Annotated in this window: 15 protein-coding genes; 10 read left to right on the top strand and 5 right to left on the bottom strand. The window is 65.8% G+C overall.

What is annotated here, in order from left to right; translation table 11 throughout:
* The 6 genes from H7F36_RS14165 to arsH all read left to right on the top strand — a co-directional run bounded on the left by H7F36_RS14165 (position 1) and on the right by arsH (position 3,723).
* Positions 1-504 carry a FecR domain-containing protein gene (locus tag H7F36_RS14165; RefSeq protein ID WP_187051423.1) on the top strand — a complete coding sequence of 168 codons (504 nt, stop codon included), beginning with the start codon at positions 1-3 and terminating at the stop codon, positions 502-504.
* Positions 501-890 carry a hypothetical protein gene (locus tag H7F36_RS14160; protein ID WP_187051422.1) on the top strand — a complete coding sequence of 130 codons (390 nt, stop codon included), beginning with the start codon at positions 501-503 and terminating at the stop codon, positions 888-890. The genes H7F36_RS14165 and H7F36_RS14160 overlap by 4 nt, the downstream gene beginning before the upstream one ends.
* A gap of 70 nt (positions 891-960) precedes the next feature.
* Positions 961-1,284: an ArsR/SmtB family transcription factor gene (locus tag H7F36_RS14155; RefSeq protein ID WP_187051421.1), complete on the top strand. Its 324-nt coding sequence runs from the start codon at positions 961-963 to the stop codon at positions 1,282-1,284.
* Positions 1,278-2,558, top strand: coding sequence for an arsenic transporter (locus H7F36_RS14150; protein ID WP_187051420.1), 1,281 nt, complete (start codon positions 1,278-1,280; stop codon positions 2,556-2,558). The genes H7F36_RS14155 and H7F36_RS14150 overlap by 7 nt, the downstream gene beginning before the upstream one ends.
* A 30-nt stretch (positions 2,559-2,588) precedes the next feature.
* Positions 2,589-3,020, top strand: a complete 432-nt coding sequence (arsC, locus tag H7F36_RS14145) for an arsenate reductase (glutaredoxin) (RefSeq protein ID WP_187051419.1) — start codon at positions 2,589-2,591, stop codon at positions 3,018-3,020.
* Complete coding sequence (gene arsH, locus H7F36_RS14140; RefSeq protein WP_315971419.1) at positions 3,004-3,723, top strand: arsenical resistance protein ArsH; 720 nt, start codon at positions 3,004-3,006, stop codon at positions 3,721-3,723. The genes arsC and arsH overlap by 17 nt, the downstream gene beginning before the upstream one ends.
* Positions 3,724-3,815: 92 nt before the next feature.
* Here arsH and H7F36_RS14135 read toward each other — a convergent pair whose 3' ends face one another.
* The gene (locus H7F36_RS14135; protein WP_187051418.1) at positions 3,816-7,442 is read right to left on the bottom strand and encodes a patatin-like phospholipase family protein; all 3,627 of its coding nucleotides are present in this window, start codon (positions 7,440-7,442) and stop codon (positions 3,816-3,818) included.
* Positions 7,443-7,743: 301 nt separating this feature from the next.
* On the opposite strand from H7F36_RS14135, the gene H7F36_RS14130 reads away from it, so the two are divergent.
* From H7F36_RS14130 to H7F36_RS14115, 4 genes are read left to right on the top strand one after another with little or no spacing between them, the layout of a single operon-like run.
* Complete coding sequence (locus H7F36_RS14130; RefSeq protein WP_187051417.1) at positions 7,744-8,799, top strand: acyl-CoA dehydrogenase; 1,056 nt, start codon at positions 7,744-7,746, stop codon at positions 8,797-8,799.
* Complete coding sequence (locus tag H7F36_RS14125; RefSeq protein ID WP_187051416.1) at positions 8,787-9,557, top strand: PIG-L deacetylase family protein; 771 nt, start codon at positions 8,787-8,789, stop codon at positions 9,555-9,557. Before H7F36_RS14130 ends, H7F36_RS14125 begins: the two co-directional genes overlap by 13 nt.
* Complete coding sequence (locus H7F36_RS14120) at positions 9,554-10,174, top strand: class I SAM-dependent DNA methyltransferase (RefSeq protein ID WP_261802286.1); 621 nt, start codon at positions 9,554-9,556, stop codon at positions 10,172-10,174. The genes H7F36_RS14125 and H7F36_RS14120 overlap by 4 nt, the downstream gene beginning before the upstream one ends.
* Complete coding sequence (locus H7F36_RS14115) at positions 10,171-10,902, top strand: glycosyltransferase (RefSeq protein ID WP_187051415.1); 732 nt, start codon at positions 10,171-10,173, stop codon at positions 10,900-10,902. The genes H7F36_RS14120 and H7F36_RS14115 overlap by 4 nt, the downstream gene beginning before the upstream one ends.
* 68 nt (positions 10,903-10,970) lie before the next feature.
* Here the strand turns inward: H7F36_RS14115 and H7F36_RS14110 are convergent, their stop codons facing one another.
* The 4 genes from H7F36_RS14110 to H7F36_RS14095 are packed head-to-tail and all read right to left on the bottom strand — an operon-like array spanning position 10,971 to position 16,571.
* Positions 10,971-11,147 (bottom strand): hypothetical protein, encoded by a 177-nt coding sequence (locus tag H7F36_RS14110; RefSeq protein WP_187051414.1) that lies wholly within the window; start codon positions 11,145-11,147, stop codon positions 10,971-10,973.
* A 22-nt stretch (positions 11,148-11,169) separates the two neighbouring features.
* Positions 11,170-13,581 carry a DNA topoisomerase IV subunit A gene (gene parC / locus H7F36_RS14105; protein ID WP_187051413.1) on the bottom strand — a complete coding sequence of 804 codons (2,412 nt, stop codon included), beginning with the start codon at positions 13,579-13,581 and terminating at the stop codon, positions 11,170-11,172.
* A gap of 28 nt (positions 13,582-13,609) precedes the next feature.
* A complete protein-coding gene (locus H7F36_RS14100; protein ID WP_187051412.1) occupies positions 13,610-14,596 on the bottom strand; it encodes a lytic transglycosylase domain-containing protein in 987 nt (328 codons plus the stop codon).
* A complete protein-coding gene (locus H7F36_RS14095; protein WP_187051411.1) occupies positions 14,574-16,571 on the bottom strand; it encodes a DNA topoisomerase IV subunit B in 1,998 nt (665 codons plus the stop codon). The genes H7F36_RS14100 and H7F36_RS14095 overlap by 23 nt, the downstream gene beginning before the upstream one ends.
* Between the last annotated feature and the right edge of the window lie 79 nt (positions 16,572-16,650).

Genomic DNA, 16,650 nt, shown 5'->3' with positions numbered 1-16,650 from the left:
ATGAAAAACACCGCCAAATTTTTCGCTGCGCGCTTAACAGCCATGTCTATCCTGGCCGCGGTCTGCTCGCAAGCGAGCATGGCCCAACCGTCCCAAGCCCAGTCCGTTCAAACCGCCGACGGCGCGCCGATCGTCGCCAGCATCACCACGCTGTCCGGCCTGGTGGTCGCGCGTGGCACCCAGGGCTCGACCAAGATGCTGGCCGTCGGCTCGACGGTGCGCGAGGGCGACACCCTCACGACGGAATCCAAGGGGTACGCGCTGGTGAAGTTCACCGACGGCGCCGAGATCCTGATGAAGCCGGACACCGTGATCTCGCTCAACCGCTTCGCCTACGACCCGGCGCAGCCGCAGCTGGACCGCTCGATCGTCGAACTGGTGCAGGGCGGCTTTATCAGCACGCCAGGGGCACTGGGCAAACGCAGCCCCGGCTCGACGGTGATCAAAACTTCCAAGGGCGACCTGCAAGGCGCCGGAACCCTCAACCTGATCCTGCAGCCATGAAAAATTCCCTCGTCCTGATCGCACTGCTGTCGACCTTGGGTGCCGCCGCGCCGGCCACGGCCACCACGTTCATAGCCCAGTACGCGCCACCCACGGCCACGGGCAGAACTACGGCTCCGTCACCGGTAGCGCCGGGCGCTGCCACTCTTCCGCCCGGTCTTTACGTCCAAGTGTTGGACGGGCTCATCCATGTGACGAACCCTGCCGGTTCGCAGTCATTTTCCGCAGGACAGTTCGGCTACACCTCGAGCTTCCAGCAACCACCCGTCGTTCTCCCCCGCAATCCGGGCATGCAGTTCACGCCGCCACCGACGTTCAACAGCTCTACGGGGCCCTCGACCCCCGCCGCTGTAAAAAGCGGCAGTGTCGACTGCGAAGTCCGTTGAATTTGAGCGGGCTCGCGCCGCGTCACGTAACCTTCATAAAACAATTCAATGGTTCAACTATCATTGAATAATGAATTCTGAAGCCGTTGTTCGCTCTCTTGCCGCCTTGGCCCAACCGGTGCGGTTGCAAGTTTTCCGTTGCCTGGTCGTCGCTGGTCCCGGAGGATTGACACCGGGGGCGCTTGTAGAGGCCATCGGAGTTCCGGCAACCGGCCTGTCGTTTCACCTCAAGGAGCTGACGCATGCCGGGCTCGTTTCCCAAGAACGTCAGGGCCGCAACCTGATCTACCGCGCGGCCTTCGATCAGATGAGCGCACTGCTCGGTTACCTGACCGATAACTGCTGTGAAGGCGAACCCTGCCTTCCATCGAGCACGGCTGTCTGCGCATGCTGACAGCGGTTCTTCTGTTCGTTTGCACTCTCACCCTGGTCATCTGGCAGCCGAGGGGCTTGGGCATTGGTTGGAGCGCTTCGCTCGGGGCTGTGATCGCTCTGGTCCTGGGTGTTGTTCACCTCAGCGACATCGCCGTCGTCTGGAGCATCGTCTGGAACGCCACCGCCACCTTCGTGGCTGTGATCATCATCAGCCTGCTACTCGACGAAGCCGGCTTCTTCGAATGGACGGCGTTGCACGTCGCGCGCTGGGGCGGCGGCCGAGGGCGCCTTCTCTTCGCCTTGATCGTCTTGCTCGGCGCGGCGGTGTCGGCACTGTTCGCCAACGACGGCGCCGCGCTGATCCTGACGCCGATCGTCATGGCCATGCTCATCGCCCTGGGCTTCACACCGGCCGCGACGCTTGCGTTCGTGATGGCCGCGGGCTTCATCGCCGACACCGCCAGCCTGCCGCTGATCGTCTCGAACTTGGTGAACATCGTCTCGGCCGATTTCTTCAAGATCGGCTTTGACGAATACGCTGCGGTGATGGCCCCGGTCAACGTGGCCTCGGTGCTGGCCAGCCTGGTCGTGCTGCTGCTGTATTTCCGCCGTGGCATCCCCGCTACCTACGACGTGGTGCAGCTCAAGACGCCCTCAGCCGCGATCAAGGACCGGGCAACTTTCGGCGCTGGCTGGGTCGTGCTCGTCCTTCTGCTGGTCGGGTTTTTTGCCCTTGAGCCGCTGGGTGTGCCGGTGAGCGCAGTCGCCTTCGTCGCTGCTGCGCTGCTGCTTGCCGTGGCGGCGCGCGGTCACGTGATCAGCACGCGCAAAGTCCTGCGCCACGCGCCATGGCAGATCGTGGTCTTCTCGCTGGGCATGTACCTGGTGGTCTACGGCCTGCGCAACGCGGGCCTGACCGACCGCATCGCCGGCCTGCTGAACATCTTTGGGCAGGGCGGCATCTGGGGCGCGGCAATGGGCACCGGCTTCCTCACGGCGCTGCTGTCCTCGGTGATGAACAACATGCCAACCGTGCTGATCGGTGCCCTGTCGATCGAGGCCTCCACCGCTACCGGGGTGGTGAAAGAAGCCATGATCTATGCCAACGTCATCGGCTGCGACCTCGGCCCAAAGATCACGCCCATCGGCAGCCTGGCGACGCTGCTCTGGTTGCATGTGCTGGCCAAGAAGGGGACGACCATCTCCTGGGGCTACTACTTCAAGGTCGGCCTCGTGCTGACCGTGCCGGTGCTCTTTGTGACTTTGGCCGCACTCGCTCTGCGCCTGAGCTGAGCGATGCGCCCAGCTTTTGCTCCTGACCCAATGACTCACATCACGATCTATCACAACCCCGATTGCGGTACTTCCCGCAACGTGCTCGCGCTCATCCGCAACTCGGGCGAGGAGCCAGAGGTGATCGAGTACCTCGCGAATCCACCTGATCGAGCAACGCTTGATCAATTGTTGGCGGCGATGGACATGCCAGTGCGCGACCTGCTGCGGCAGAAGGGCACGCCCTACGACGACCTCGGCCTGGGTGACTCGAAGTGGACTGATGCGCAGCTCGTCGGCTTCATGCTGCAGCACCCGATCCTTATCAACCGTCCCATCGTGGTCACGCCACTCGGCACCCGGCTGTGCCGTCCTTCGGAAGCGGTGCTCGCCATCCTGCCGCAGCCGCAGCAGGCAGCGTTTGCCAAGGAAGACGGCGCGGCGGTGGTCGACGCGAAGGGGCAGCGTGTCGACAAGGCCTGACCTCCCGAACATCGATGCCGAGCTGTTCCACAGAGCAGATCTGCAGCAGCTGCATCCGACCGAGCGCTCCACGCACGCACCGCGCATCCTTCTGCTCTACGGATCGCTGCGCGAGCGCTCCTACAGCCGGCTGCTGACCGAGGAAGCTGCACGTTTGCTGCAGGCCCTCGGCGCGGAAGCACGCATCTTCGACCCGCGGGGCTTGCCAATGCCGGACGACGCGCCAGAGGACCATCCGAAGGTGCAGGCGCTGCGCGACCTGGCGCAATGGTCCGAAGGCATGGTTTGGACCTCGCCCGAGCGACACGGTGCGATGACCGGCATCATGAAAGCGCAGATCGACTGGATTCCTCTGGCCATCGGCGCGGTCCGGCCCACGCAAGGCAAGACGCTCGCGGTGATGGAGGTATCGGGCGGATCGCAGTCCTTCAATGCCGTCAACCAGCTGCGGGTGCTGGGGCGCTGGATGCGCATGGTCACCATCCCGAACCAGTCGTCAGTCGCGAAGGCGTTCATGGAGTTTGACGATGCGGGCCGCATGAAGCCTTCTTCGTACTACGAGCGAATCGTCGACGTGATGGAAGAATTGGTGAAGTTCACCTTGCTCACGCGCGACTCGGCTGCCTACCTGGTGGACCGCTACAGCGAACGAAGGGAGAGCGCCGAGCAACTTTCCAAGCGGGTCGACCAGCGATCGATCTGATGCCTCTGTCCAGCGGCACTTCCGTCGCTGTTGCTTGCTCAGCCAAACACCTTATGCCACCGTGGAGCGATGGCAGACGCCTTGAAGAAGCGTCAACGCCCTGCCCCGCCCCCACCCGTCTGCAGATACAACGCCGGCCTTGGCAACCAGACCTCGATCGTCCCTGGCGCGCCATTCAGCCGACTCGGCAACGCTGCAACGCGCCACTTGCCCAACTGCGGCTTGGCGGTCTGCGCCAACGCATCTGCACACGCGCGCAGACCGGCGTCGTGATACAGGATGGTCGGGACAGGATGGCCTTCGGGGGGCGAGCGGCCAGCGGTGCGTGCGCTGGCGAGCACGTCTTCGATCGGCGGCACCGAAGCACCCAACGCGCGCCACGCAGGTCGGAAAGCACCGGCCGCATCGCGCGATTCAGGGCCGAAGATCTGGATGTAGACCAGCGCGCCGCTGCACGCGGTCGATGACGGCGGTGGGTGTTGCGTCTCTCGTACGGCAGCGGTGGCGGGTGGCGTCGCCGAGCCGACCGGCTCAGGCCCAGTCGCCGACGGGGTCGGTGTCCGCGAAGGCAAAGGCATCGGCTCCGGCGCAGAACCCGTCCCTCGAAACGCCACGCGCCGCGCCTCGAACGGCGCCCTGAACCGGGCCCACAGCGCTTCGGCAAAGGACCCCGCACCCGCGCCCATGCCGCTGCAGTTCGACTGCGCCGGCGTCACCCCGGTGTAGTCGCGCGCCCAGTAACGCGGTGCGCAGGCCGTCGACGGCGCCGCCTGCAGGCAACCGATGTCGTTGTCGGGGCTGAGCAGGCGCGCGCACGCCGGGCTGACGCTCACTTTGTCCGGGTCGATCGATGTGCCAACGCCGACGCCCGCGTTCTCCAGTTCTTGCGCGCAGGCTTTCTTCGCGTCGTCGACGATGTGCACCGACAACCTGAAGTTCGCCAGAAAGTTGTCGCTGCCCGATCGGCACAACAGGTCGCCCGTGCGCAGCAGTTCGCCGGCCAACGACGAAGGCGCTTCGCCCGGCGGTGCGTTGATTCGCAGCTTGGCCCAGCGGTCGGTCAGGTCCTTGAACGCGGCTGCCTCCGCGCTTTGCTTTTGCACGGCCTGCGTGCGCCAGCTGTCGATGCCCTGCCATGCTGCGACACCGAAGGTGGCGGCAGTGCCGATACCGATCGATGCCGTCACGGCACCTGCTTTGAGCACGCGGGCCTGCAGCCGGCTGACGGTGGCGACTGCGCCATTGGCGCCACCGGCGCCGGTCGCTGCGGCCGCATTGGCCGCGTTCACCGCGCTGACGGCGTTCGCATGTGCCAGCGCCGGCCCGATCTGCCCGTCGTCGATCTTGAACAGGTCGTGCGTGCCGTGAGCGATGCGCGACAGCATCTCGCCGTCGAGACGGTTTCCGATTTCAGCACCGAGCCTGAAATAGCTTTCCCACTGCGCCTCGTCGAAGAACTGATCGGTTGTGGGCTGCTGCGGAAAGAGCGGATTCGCCGCCTTGAAGTTGACGAGATCGACCGGCAGCTCGGCCGACATGTTGGGTTTGACCAGCACCATGTGGCCGCGCAGGCCGCTCTCATAGTCGATGCGCGCCAGCGCAAGGCACGCCTGGCTGTTGGTCGACGCCAGGTCGTTGAGCGAGCCGAACACGCCGACGTAGGGCCAGTCGGCATCGACGCACGGCTTCAACAGAACGATGTCGGCACTGAGGTCGATGCGGGCGCGGCGGATGAGGTTTTCAAGATCGTTGAAGCGGTAGTTGGGGTCGGCGCCGCAGTCGGCCACGACGATGAGTTCGGCCTCCTGCCGCAGCAGCGCGTAGACGCCGGTATTCTCGAAATGACCGCCGTCGCTCAGGTACCAATTCGCCGATCCGCTGCCCGGAAAAGCACCGAAGCATTCGAACAGCATGAAGCGCGTCTTCATCAGGAAGGTCGTCGCATGCCGCGCCGCACCAACCTGCAGGATGCCGGCCTTCGCGCTGTTCCACCAGTAGCCCAGCCGCAGTCCCGCGAACACCGACAACGCCGCGATGCCGCGCTTGGTCATGCGGCCCAGTCCGGGTGCGAACGCCGCGCCGGAGATGGCCGTCCATGCACCCACCGTGAGCGCCGCATCGCCATGCGCCTTGGCCCAGGGCGCACCGACGGCCTGCATCCAGCCCAGCGGGCCGATGGTCAGCGGAAGGCTCTTGCGATCGCGGTTGAAGAGCTTCTGCTTGGGGTCGTGCGTCTGGTTGATGCACACGTTGATGAAGTGCACGGGTCCGCCGAAGCGGTGCGGCGCGTACTTGAGTTGTGCCAGGTCGTCGTCGTCGTCGACCGCGCCGACCGGCACCTCCGGCGGCGACAACGCAGACAACCCATCGAGCGGATTGGCACCCAGTCGATGCTTGTTGGCCGCACCCAGATAGCCGCGCACGATGCGCGCCTTGTAGAACATGTGCAGCGACGACAAATTGAGAAATGCAAAGTTGCGCCCCGTCGTCCACGCATAGCCGAAGACGATGACGAATATCGTCGCAAGCCAGACCCAGCCCCGCGAAAACTCCAGCCCATCTTCAGTGAACACGGGGAGCAACACGCCCGCGTAGAGCACCGCGATCCACCATGCAGCGAGGCAGAAAGCGACGATCAATCCGAACAAGCTTCCGAGCGTCATCAGCAGCTGACGACCGACGCCCGGCAGCTCGCTCTTGCCGCTGTAGAGCATGGGCAACACACCGCGCAGCGCGGCCGCGCCGATCAGCAGAACGCCGCCATACGAGGCCCGCGTTTCGCGCGTTTCCGCGGCCAGCCACCAGGCACTGCGATCGAGTGCGCCGAGCAATCCGAGCACCAGCATCAGGTACAGCATCGAGGCCAGCGTGTCGGTGAGTTCATTGCGCATCGCGGCCGCCGCGCATCCGCGCAGGGTTCGATAGAGCACCCATCCGAGCGCGATCACCCAGGTTGCCGCGAAGCCGCCGAAAGCCGGCACCAGCCACACCGGCGCGCTGTATTGCAGCTCCAGCGTCGGGCCGACATAGAACGCGGCGCCAGAGAGCGCGCACCACAGCGCCATCATGCCGAAGATGGCCCCTACAGACGGCCGGTCGCGCACCGACCAGTACGCATCGGCCAGCACGATCGACAGCGCCCAGGGCACCAGCAGCATCAGCCAGAGCGTGGGCAGTTGCGTGGCCCAGCGCACCGGCGCGATCACCGTCTCGGCGTTGTCGAGATCGACGGTGCGTGCCATCGCTTCCCACAGGCCCAGGTCGACACAGGCGAGCCCCAGGCCGATGAGGCACGCCGCAATCGCAATCTCGATGTGCGTGCCGAGCAGGTTGCGCAGGTACAGCGCGACAGCGAAGAGCGTGTCGCGCATGCCGCCCGGAATCAGGTAGCGCCCATTGCTGCGCAGCCACCAGCCGAAGCGCACGTTGTCGACTTCGGCGAAGGCGCCTTCGACCGCGCGCACTTCGTCCGGCGTCGTGGCGCGCGTGCACAGGCGGCCGAAGGTCGAGCCGATGTAGCCGCCGCCCGAAACCGTCGAGAGCAGATCGAACCTGAGGAGTTGTCTTCGTCGTGCCAGCGCCTTCAGCATGCCGAGGCAGAAGGTAGCGCTACGGATGCCGCCGCCCGACAACGCGAGACCCCACGGCCGGCGCCCGTCGTCGGTGCCTTCGAGTGCGATGCGGCGCTCCGCGACCAGCTGCTTGATGGTGTCGTCCATCCGGGTCCTCGTTGTCCAGCGCGGGATGTTTTCATGGGCCGCCCCAAGCGGCAATGCGTCGGACGGCCTATGACCAATGCGGGAGATTCGGCAACGCACCTGCAGCCATCGGCGCCAGGCGCATCGCATGGGCTAAGGACCTACGACATGGCCGATGCGCCGCCCTACAAACGGCGGCGCGCTGCGCCGACGGGACGCGTTCGAACGCACACGTACGGTCCTTCCACTTCGCGGGCAACTCAAAGCTCACTCCGCTGCGCAACACGACAACCAGACAACAAAGAGACCAAGGGACCACCCGATGCTTGCTGCCGTGACCGACGACCGATTCGAGCGCCTGCAAAAGCAATATGGCGACGATCTGGCGCTGGCAGCGCTGGTCGAAGCTGGCGCAGATCGCCTGCCCCTGCCGGGCGCAGGCGAAACGTTGAAGCGGTGGCGTGCACTCGCGGCGGTCGCGGCGCACGATCTCTCTTTGGTCAAGCTGTTCGAAGGTCACACCGATGCGCTCGCCATCCTGGCGGAACTCGGAGGCGACGCGCCGGACGGCTCGCTGTGGGCGACCTGGTGTGCCGAGCCACCGGACGCTCGCGTCGCTTTCGAAGCGCATCGAGACTTCTCCCGATCCATCGCGGATTCGGCTTCGTCGCTGTCTCCAACGAACGCCGCTTCTCCGACTCTGCGCCTTCATGGCACCAAGGCATGGTGCTCCGGTGCGGCGAGCGTCACGCACGCCGTCGTCAGCGGATGGAACGCTGCCGGCGAGCCCTGCCTCGCTGCGGTGTCCATGCAGCAACCGGGCGTCACGGTGACAGAACAAGGCTGGCACGCCGTCGGCATGGCGGGCAGCGCGAGCGTCGATGTCCGCTTCGATGGCGCGCATGCCACGCAACTCGGCCAGCCCGGTGACTACACGCGACGTACCGGCTTTTGGCACGGCGGTGCCGGCATCGCTGCGTGCTGGTACGGCGGCGCCTGGGGCATTGCCCGAGCCGTGCACGAGCGTTCGGGTGGCAGCAAGGCACCGCACCGGCTGGCGCACCTCGGCGCCATCGATGTGGCGCTGGCAGGTGCCGCGGCGGTACTGCGGGAATCGGCGGAGTGGATCGACACGCACCGCGATGCCGATGCACAAGCTGTCGCCATGCGTGCGCGGCTGGTGGTCGAGCATGCTGCCGAAGAAGTGATCCACCACGCGGGCCGGGCACTCGGTGCCGGGCCGCTGTGCCGCGACGCGCGCTTCGCCCGAGCCATGGCCGACTTGCCGGTATTCCTCCGACAAAGCCACGCCGAGCGGGATCTGGCGTCGCTCGGCGCGCTGGCGCTTGAATCGAAAGCCGCGTCATGGATGCTGTGATCTCCGTGCCAAACGACCGTGCCATCGAAGGCGTCGGCACCACTGAAGCCGAATGGCTGGGCTGGCCTCGCCTCGTGCAACTGCCCGCCCTGACGGCGAGCGAGATGGTGCCGCACGGCGCACGTGCGGTGGTGGTGGCGCCGCATCCGGACGACGAAATCCTCGCGGTCGGCGGGCTGCTAGCGCAGCTCGCCCGGCTCGGCGCACCCGTGTTGATCGTCGCCGTCACCGACGGCACTGCGAGCCATGTCGGCTCTACCGAATGGCCGGTAGACCGGCTGGTGCGCGAGCGGCCGCATGAAAGCCGGATCGCATTGCATCGGCTCGGCATCGCTACCGAGCCCGTGCGACTCGGCCTGCCCGATGGCCAGATCGAAGGCTATCGCGATTTGCTCGCTGAACGGCTTGCGCCGCTGCTCACGGCCGACGACGTGCTCTTCACTACCTGGCGTCGCGACGGCCATCCGGACCATGAAGCCACCGGCGATGCCTGTTCCGTGGCGTCGCTGCACAGCGGTGCACGCCTTATCGAGGTGCCAGTGTGGGCGTGGCACTGGGCCAAGCCCGCCGACACGCGTCTCCCCTGGGGTCGCGCGCGCCGCATCGTGCTCGATGCCGACGCTGCCGAGCGCAAGCGCCATGCGGTGCAGGCCTTCAGCAGCCAGCTCTTGCCCGACGCGTCGACCGGAGCCGGACCGATCCTTCGCAGCACGACGGTCGCACGCGCGGCGCGCCCGTTCGAGGTGGTCTTCGAATGACCGCGCCTGCCCCGATGACCGACAAGACTGCGTACTTCGACGCGATGTACGGCCACAGCGCCGACCCGTACGCGTTGCGCACGCGCTGGTACGAGCAGCGCAAGCGGGCCGTGCTGATGGCCGCGTTGCCGCACCCACGCTACGGCCGCGCCTATGAGCCAGGCTGCGGAGCGGCCGAGCTGACGGTCGAACTCGCCTCGCGCTGCGACCACGTGCTGGCAAGCGACTTCTCCGACAACGCCGTGACCGCTGCACGCGAGCGCACCGAAGCACTAGACAACGTGCGCGTCGACAAACACGTTCTGCCGCGCGACTGGCCTGCTGCCGACGCGCCCTTCGACCTCATCGTGTTGAGCGAGGTCGGCTACTTTCTCGACGCCGCGGCCATGCACCGTGTGGCGCGTTGCTGCGCCGCGTCGCTTGCTGCAGAAGGGGTGCTGGTCGCTTGCGATTGGCGGCCCGACTTCTCGGAGCGCGCTCTTTCCACGGAAGCGGTGCACGCCGCCCTGGCCGACATCGGCCTTTCGCAATGCGTGCGCCACGACGAAGACGATTTCCTGTTGCGGGTGTGGTCCCGCGACAGCCGTTCGGTGGCACAACTGGAAGGCATTCGATGATCGGCATCGTCATCCCCGCACACAACGAGGCCGAGCACATCGGCGCCACGCTGGCCGCCGTGACGCAGGCGGCCACTCATCCGGCACTGAACTGCGAGCCGGTGCGCGTGATGGTGGTGCTCGACAGCTGCGACGACGCCACCGGCTCCATCGTCGAAACCTACGGCGCAGCGCACGACGTCACGACCTTGCCGCTGTCTGTCCGCAACGTCGGCATGGCACGCGCGGCCGGTGCCACCCGCATGCTGGACGACGGCGCGCGATGGCTCGCTTTTACCGATGCAGACACCATCGTTTCGCCCGACTGGCTGGTGAAGCAACTGGCGCAGGAGGCGGACGCAGTGTGCGGCTCGATCGGCATCGACGACTGGAGCGCACACGGCGCTCACAGTGAATTCATTCGCGAACATTTCGCCCGCACCTACACGGATGCCGACGGGCACCGCCACATTCACGGCGCCAACCTGGGCGTGTCGGCCGAAGCGTATCGCCGCGTGGGCGGCTTCAGGCCGCTGGCTTGCAGCGAAGACGTGGCGCTGGTCGAAGCGCTTCAGGCGGCGGGTGCCCGCATCGCGTGGAGCGCGGCCCCGCGCGTGAGCACCAGCGCGCGTCGGAATGCCCGCGCGCGCGGCGGCTTCGGCGACACACTGCTGGCTGTGATCGCGGCTGGCATGTCGGCGGTAGACGCACCTATGACCGGCGGCAACGGACCGCTGATGTCCGCCTGAGACGCCTCGGACGCCTGACATGTCGGCGGCTCTGCCGACTGCGACTTTGCCACCCGACGGCGCGGCTGCTACCCGCCGCGCCGTTGCCGCGCGCGACGAACCTGGCGACTCTGCACCGCCTCGCTGGCAGCGCGCTCGCGGTTGCGCCGGTCTGCACGACGGCGCCTGCTGAGCCAACGCGACAACGCGAAGCTGCCGATGCATGCCACCAGAAAAAACGAGATGCCGACGACGCCGAATTCCATGGCCGTTTCTTTCTTGCCGTGCTTATAAAACGCGGACGACGCTGGTCGGCTTGAAGCCGAGGTCCGCCGCCTTGCCCTTGCGGCCACGGCTGCTGCGCGCATTGTTGAGGGTACGAATCTCCAGGGTCTCGTCGCGTTCCTTGCCGCCGCGGCCGATGCCTTCGATTTTTACGCTGCGCGTGTAGGCGGCCGCACCGGCCAGTGTGTCTTTGGCTTCGAGGTCGATCAGGGTCAGTCCGCGGCCGCCCTTCGGCAGGTTCTTCATCTCGGCGATCTCGAAGGTCAGGATGCGTCCGCCGGTCGATGCGCAGGCCACGTGCGTGGCGGCGGGTATCGCTTCGCCCCCAAGAGCGCTTTTTTCGCCGATGTGCACCAGCGAAGGACGGCAGAGCTGCTCACCCTCGCCGACGTCGAAGAAGGCCTTGCCGCCGCGCTGGCGCGACATCATGCTGTCGACCGTCGCGATGAAGCCATAGCCGCCGGTATTGGCGAGCAACAGGCTGGCGCTGGCCGGGCCCGCGAAATAGTGCGCGACCTGGGTGCCGCTGTCGAGCTCGATCAGCGTCGTCACGGGTTGTCCGTCGCCCCGGCCGCCGGGCAGCGATGCCACCGCCACGGTGTAGACGCGGACGCCCTTCTCTTTGGCCGTGCCGAACACGAGCAGCGTGTCGATCGTTCGGCATTCGAAGACGGCATAGAGCGCATCGCCGGACTTGAATGCGTACTCTGCAGGCGTCGTGCCCGCGACCACCTTCTCGCTGGCCCAGCCCTTTTGCGCGCGGACCCAGCCCTTCTGCGACACGATCACGGTAACCGGCTCATCGATCACCTTGACCTCGGCGACGGCGCGCTTCTCGGCCTGGATCAAAGTGCGGCGCGGGTCTTCGAAGAGCTTGGCGTCGGCTTCGATTTCTTTCACTAGCAAGCGACGCAATGCAGTCGGGCTGCCCAGAATGTCGTCGAGCTTTTTCTGCTCTTCCTTCAGGCCCTTGAGCTCCTGCTCGATCTTGATCGCTTCGAGCCGCGCCAGCTGACGCAAGCGGATTTCGAGGATGTCCTCGGCCTGCCGCTCGCTCAGGGCGAAGCGCGCGATCAACGCCGCTTTCGGGTCGTCGGCCGCGCGAATGATCGCGATCACTTCGTCGATGTTCAGCAGCACCAGCTGCCGGCCTTCGAGAATGTGGATGCGGTCCAGTACCTTGCTCAGGCGATGGCGCGAGCGCTTCTCGACGGTGATCTCGCGGAAGGCGATCCACTCGTTGAGCATCTGCCTGAGCGACTTCTGCGTCGGCTTGCCATCGATGCCGACCATCGTCATGTTGATCGACGACGAGGTTTCCAGCGACGTCTGCGCCAGCAGCGTCGTGACGAAATCTTCCTGGCTGATGCGTGACGTCTTGGGCTCGAACACCAGTCGCACCGCCGCGTCCTTATTCGACTCGTCGCGCACCACGTCCAGCACCGACAGCAATGCGGCCTTGAGCTGCGTCTGATCGGCGCTCAGCGCTTTCTTGCCGGCCTTGATCTTCGGATTGGTGAGCTCCTCGATTTCCTCGAGCACCTTCTGCGTGCTGACGCCGGGCGGCAGCTCGTTGACGACCAGCTGCCACTGGCCGCGCGCCAGCTCTTCGATCTTCCAGCGCGCGCGGACCTTGAGCGAGCCGCGGCCGGTGCGGTAGGCCTCGGCGATGTCGCTGGCGGGGCTGATGATCTGCGCGCCTCCGGGGTAATCCGGGCCAGGCACGATGGCCAGCAACTCTTCTTCGCTCAGCTTGCCGTTCGTCTTGATGAGCGCCACGCAGGCGTCGGCGATCTCGCGCAGGTTGTGGCTCGGGATCTCGGTGGCCAGGCCGACCGCGATGCCGCTCGCTCCATTGAGCAGAGTGAACGGAAGGCGTGCGGGCAGCAGGCGCGGCTCTTCCGTGCTGCCGTCGTAGTTGGGGATGAAGTCGACCGTGCCTTCGTCGATCTCGTCGAGCAACAGGCTGGTGATGCGCGCCAACCGTGCCTCGGTGTAGCGCATGGCCGCGGCGCCGTCGCCGTCGCGGCTGCCGAAGTTGCCCTGGCCGTCGACCAGCGGATAGCGCTGCGAGAAGTTTTGCGCCATGCGCACCAGCGCGTCGTAGGCGGCCTGGTCGCTGTGCGGATGAAAGCGGCCGAGCACGTCGCCCACCACCCGCGCGCACTTGACCGGTTTTGCGCCCACTGCCCCATTCGTGCCGCCGAAGCCGAGCCCCATGCGTGACATCGAATAGAGGATGCGCCGCTGCACCGGCTTCTGGCCATCGGACACATCGGGCAGCGCGCGGCCCTTGACCACGCTGAGCGCGTATTCGAGGTAGGCGGTCTGGGCGTAGTCGGCCAGGGTCAGCGTGGTGCCGTCGCCATCGCTGTCGGGCGGGCTCGTGAGGTCGAGCGGAGGTTGGGAGTCCATCGTCACAGTCGGTTCGAAGAAAAAAAGGTTACTGGGTGGCCGGCGGTGCCATCACCGGCACCTCGGGCATGTAGGGCGAGGTCGGCGGCGGGGTCATGGGCAAGGCCGCACGGGGCAGAGAAGGCGAAGGGACAGACGAAGGCAAAGCCAAAGGCGTCGACGGCTCGGCCGACGTTTGCGGCGCGTAGGGCATGGTCGGCATCTGCGCGCGTTGCGCCGGCGGCATGTTGCCGCGTCCCAGCGCCCCGCCGATTTCCATGCGCACCCGACCGGGCACTTTGCCGCCACGAGCGCCGTACGTGGCGCCGGCATCCGGCTTCAGATAAGCATAGAGCTGCAGCACCGTCTTCACGTAATTCTGCGTCTCCTTGTAATTGGGAATCTTGTTGCCGGCACGCTGCACCGCGCCCTCGCCCGCGTTGTAGGCCGCAATGGCCAGGTCGAGCTCGCCCGGGAACATCGATATCAAATCACGCAGATAACGCGATCCGGCCGCGATGTTCACCCGCGGATCGAACAGCTTGGTCTCGACGCTGCTCTTCTTGTCGGATTGCACACCGTAACGCTGCGCGGTGGCGGGCATCAATTGCATGAGGCCGATGGCGCCCTTCGGCGAGACCGCTTGCGCATCGAAACCCGACTCGGCCGCGATCAACGCCTGCAGCAGCTCGTAGTCGATTGCGTGGCGCTGCGACGCGTCGCGCAAGGCGGTCTTCGCGGTCTTGTAAGTCGGCGATGCCTCGAACAGCGCGATCAACGTTTGCGAAGCGGGCGGCACCATGCCGCTCACCGCATCCGGCCTGCCGCGCCGGCCCAGGCCATTGGCCGTGTCGAAACTCTGGCCGCCCTTGAAGAAGATCTGGTAGCGCGAGTCGAGTTTCTCGGCCGCGAAATGCGCCACGCCCTTTTCGTCGATGTAGCCGAAGATGTCGGCCGCCATCGCGGCGTGCTGGCCCAGCGCCAACAGCAGAGCGACTGCCGCGGTCCGAAAGCTAAACGTCGATCTCGACGTCATCGGCCCGCAACTCCATCAGCTCGCGTCTGGCGGCGGCCTCGCCCTTGCCCATCAGCTTGGTGATCTCGCCCTGTGTGTCGGCGAAGCTGAGCCGCCCCAGCCGCACCTGCATCAGGCGCCGCGTGTCCGGGTTGAGCGTGGTTTCCCATAGCTGTTCGGCGTTCATTTCGCCCAGCCCCTTGAAGCGGCTGATGCTCCAGGCGCCTTCGCGCACGCCGTCCTTGCGCAGCTTGTCGAGGATGGCAACCAACTCGCCTTCGTCCAGCGCATAGACCTTCGAAGCCGGCTTCTTGGCACGCGCCGGCGCATCGACGCGAAACAGCGGCGGCTTGGCGACGTACACGTGACCGGCGTCGATGAGCTTGGGAAAGTGACGAAAGAAAAGCGTCAGCAGCAGCACCTGGATGTGCGAACCATCGACGTCGGCATCGCTCAGGATGCAGACCTTGCCGTAGCGCAGGCCGCTCATGTCCGGGGTGTCGTCGGGTCCGTGCGGATCGACGCCGATGGCGACCGAAATATCGTGAATTTCGTTGTTGGCGAAGAGCCGGTCGCGCTCCACTTCCCAGGTGTTCAACACCTTGCCGCGCAACGGCAGGATGGCTTGCGATTCCTTGTCGCGGCCCATCTTGGCGCTGCCACCGGCCGAGTCGCCCTCGACCAGAAACACTTCGTTGTGGCTGATGTCCTTGCTCTCGCAATCGGTCAGTTTGCCGGGCAGAACCGCGACGCCGGAGCCCTTGCGCTTCTCGACTTTCTGGCCCGCTTTCTGGCGCGACTGCGCGGCCTTGATGGCCAGTTCAGCCAGTCGTTTTCCATAGTCGACATGCTGGTTGAGCCACAGCTCCAGCGCGGGCCGCACGAAGCTCGACACCAGCCGCACCGCGTCACGCGAGTTGAGTCGTTCCTTGATCTGACCCTGGAATTGCGGATCGAGCACCTTGGCACTCAGCACATAGGAGGCCCGCGCGAACACGTCTTCGGGCAGCAGCTTGACGCCCTTGGGTAGCAGCGAATGCAGCTCGATGAATCCCTTCACCGCGGTAAACAGCCCGTCGCGCAGTCCGCTTTCATGCGTGCCGCCGGCGCTGGTGGGAATCAGGTTGACGTAACTCTCGCGTACCGGAGCGCCGTCTTCGGTGAAGGCCACGCACCATTCGGCCCCCTCGCCTTCGGCGAAGTTATCGGCGTTTTTGTCGGCATGACCGGCGCCTTCGAACAACGGAATGACCGGGTCTCCGTGCAGGCTCTGCATCAAGTAGTCGCGCAGGCCCCCCTTGTAGAGCCACTGCTGGGTCTCCTTGGTCTTTTCGATGACCAGCGTCACGGTGACGCCCGGCATCAGCACCGCCTTGCTGCGCAACAGGTGCGTCAACTCGGCCATCGGCAGCACAGCTGTCTCGAAATACTTGGCGTCGGGCCAGGCGCGCACGCTGGTTCCCTGGCGGCGCTCGCCGGCCTCGAGCGGACGGATGACCAGCGGCTCGATCACGTCGCCGGCGCTGAAGGTCAGCCGCGCCGACGAGCCTTCGCGGTGCGAGCTCACTTCGAGCCGCGTCGACAGGGCATTGGTCACCGACACGCCCACGCCATGCAGGCCACCGGAAAAGCTGTACGCGCCGCCCGAGCCCTTGTCGAACTTGCCGCCGGCATGCAGCCGGGTGAACACCAGCTCGACCACCGGCGCGTTTTCTTCCGGGTGCATGCCGAACGGAATGCCGCGGCCATCGTCTTCGATGCCGACCGACCCGTCGGCGTGCATCGTGACCTTGATCTTCTTGCCATGGCCCGCGAGTGCCTCGTCGGCTGCGTTGTCGAGCACTTCCTGAATGATGTGCAGCGGGTTGTCGGTGCGGGTGTACATGCCCGGCCGCTGCTTGACGGGCTCGAGGCCTTTCAGGACGCGGATGGAGCCTTCTGAGTAGGCGGGCGGCGCGGACTTGCTGGAGGAAGCGGATGAAACTGGGGTAGCCATGGCCGCGGATTGTATGCGTCCACTCACGTAAAGCTGGATGGACATACAGATGTCGGCCTCTGCGCTTGCGGCTACATTT

The sequence above is a fragment of the Variovorax sp. PAMC28562 genome (genome assembly GCF_014303735.1).
Lineage (GTDB): Bacteria > Pseudomonadota > Gammaproteobacteria > Burkholderiales > Burkholderiaceae_C > Variovorax.
This window is presented reverse-complemented; position numbering and strand designations above follow the sequence as displayed.

Excerpts from the sequence above, each read along its gene's own strand:
- H7F36_RS14165 (WP_187051423.1), top strand. The coding sequence starts at position 1 with ATGAAAAACACCGCCAAATTTTTCGCTGCGCGCTTAACAGCCATGTCT.
- H7F36_RS14160 (WP_187051422.1), top strand. The coding sequence starts at position 501 with ATGAAAAATTCCCTCGTCCTGATCGCACTGCTGTCGACCTTGGGTGCC.
- H7F36_RS14155 (WP_187051421.1), top strand. The coding sequence starts at position 961 with ATGAATTCTGAAGCCGTTGTTCGCTCTCTTGCCGCCTTGGCCCAACCG.
- H7F36_RS14150 (WP_187051420.1), top strand. The coding sequence starts at position 1,278 with ATGCTGACAGCGGTTCTTCTGTTCGTTTGCACTCTCACCCTGGTCATC.
- arsC (WP_187051419.1), top strand. The coding sequence starts at position 2,589 with ATGACTCACATCACGATCTATCACAACCCCGATTGCGGTACTTCCCGC.
- H7F36_RS14135 (WP_187051418.1), bottom strand. The coding sequence starts at position 7,442 with ATGGACGACACCATCAAGCAGCTGGTCGCGGAGCGCCGCATCGCACTC.
- H7F36_RS14130 (WP_187051417.1), top strand. The coding sequence starts at position 7,744 with ATGCTTGCTGCCGTGACCGACGACCGATTCGAGCGCCTGCAAAAGCAA.
- H7F36_RS14125 (WP_187051416.1), top strand. The coding sequence starts at position 8,787 with ATGGATGCTGTGATCTCCGTGCCAAACGACCGTGCCATCGAAGGCGTC.
- H7F36_RS14120 (WP_261802286.1), top strand. The coding sequence starts at position 9,554 with ATGACCGCGCCTGCCCCGATGACCGACAAGACTGCGTACTTCGACGCG.
- H7F36_RS14115 (WP_187051415.1), top strand. The coding sequence starts at position 10,171 with ATGATCGGCATCGTCATCCCCGCACACAACGAGGCCGAGCACATCGGC.
- H7F36_RS14110 (WP_187051414.1), bottom strand. The coding sequence starts at position 11,147 with ATGGAATTCGGCGTCGTCGGCATCTCGTTTTTTCTGGTGGCATGCATC.
- parC (WP_187051413.1), bottom strand. The coding sequence starts at position 13,581 with ATGGACTCCCAACCTCCGCTCGACCTCACGAGCCCGCCCGACAGCGAT.
- H7F36_RS14100 (WP_187051412.1), bottom strand. The coding sequence starts at position 14,596 with ATGACGTCGAGATCGACGTTTAGCTTTCGGACCGCGGCAGTCGCTCTG.
- H7F36_RS14095 (WP_187051411.1), bottom strand. The coding sequence starts at position 16,571 with ATGGCTACCCCAGTTTCATCCGCTTCCTCCAGCAAGTCCGCGCCGCCC.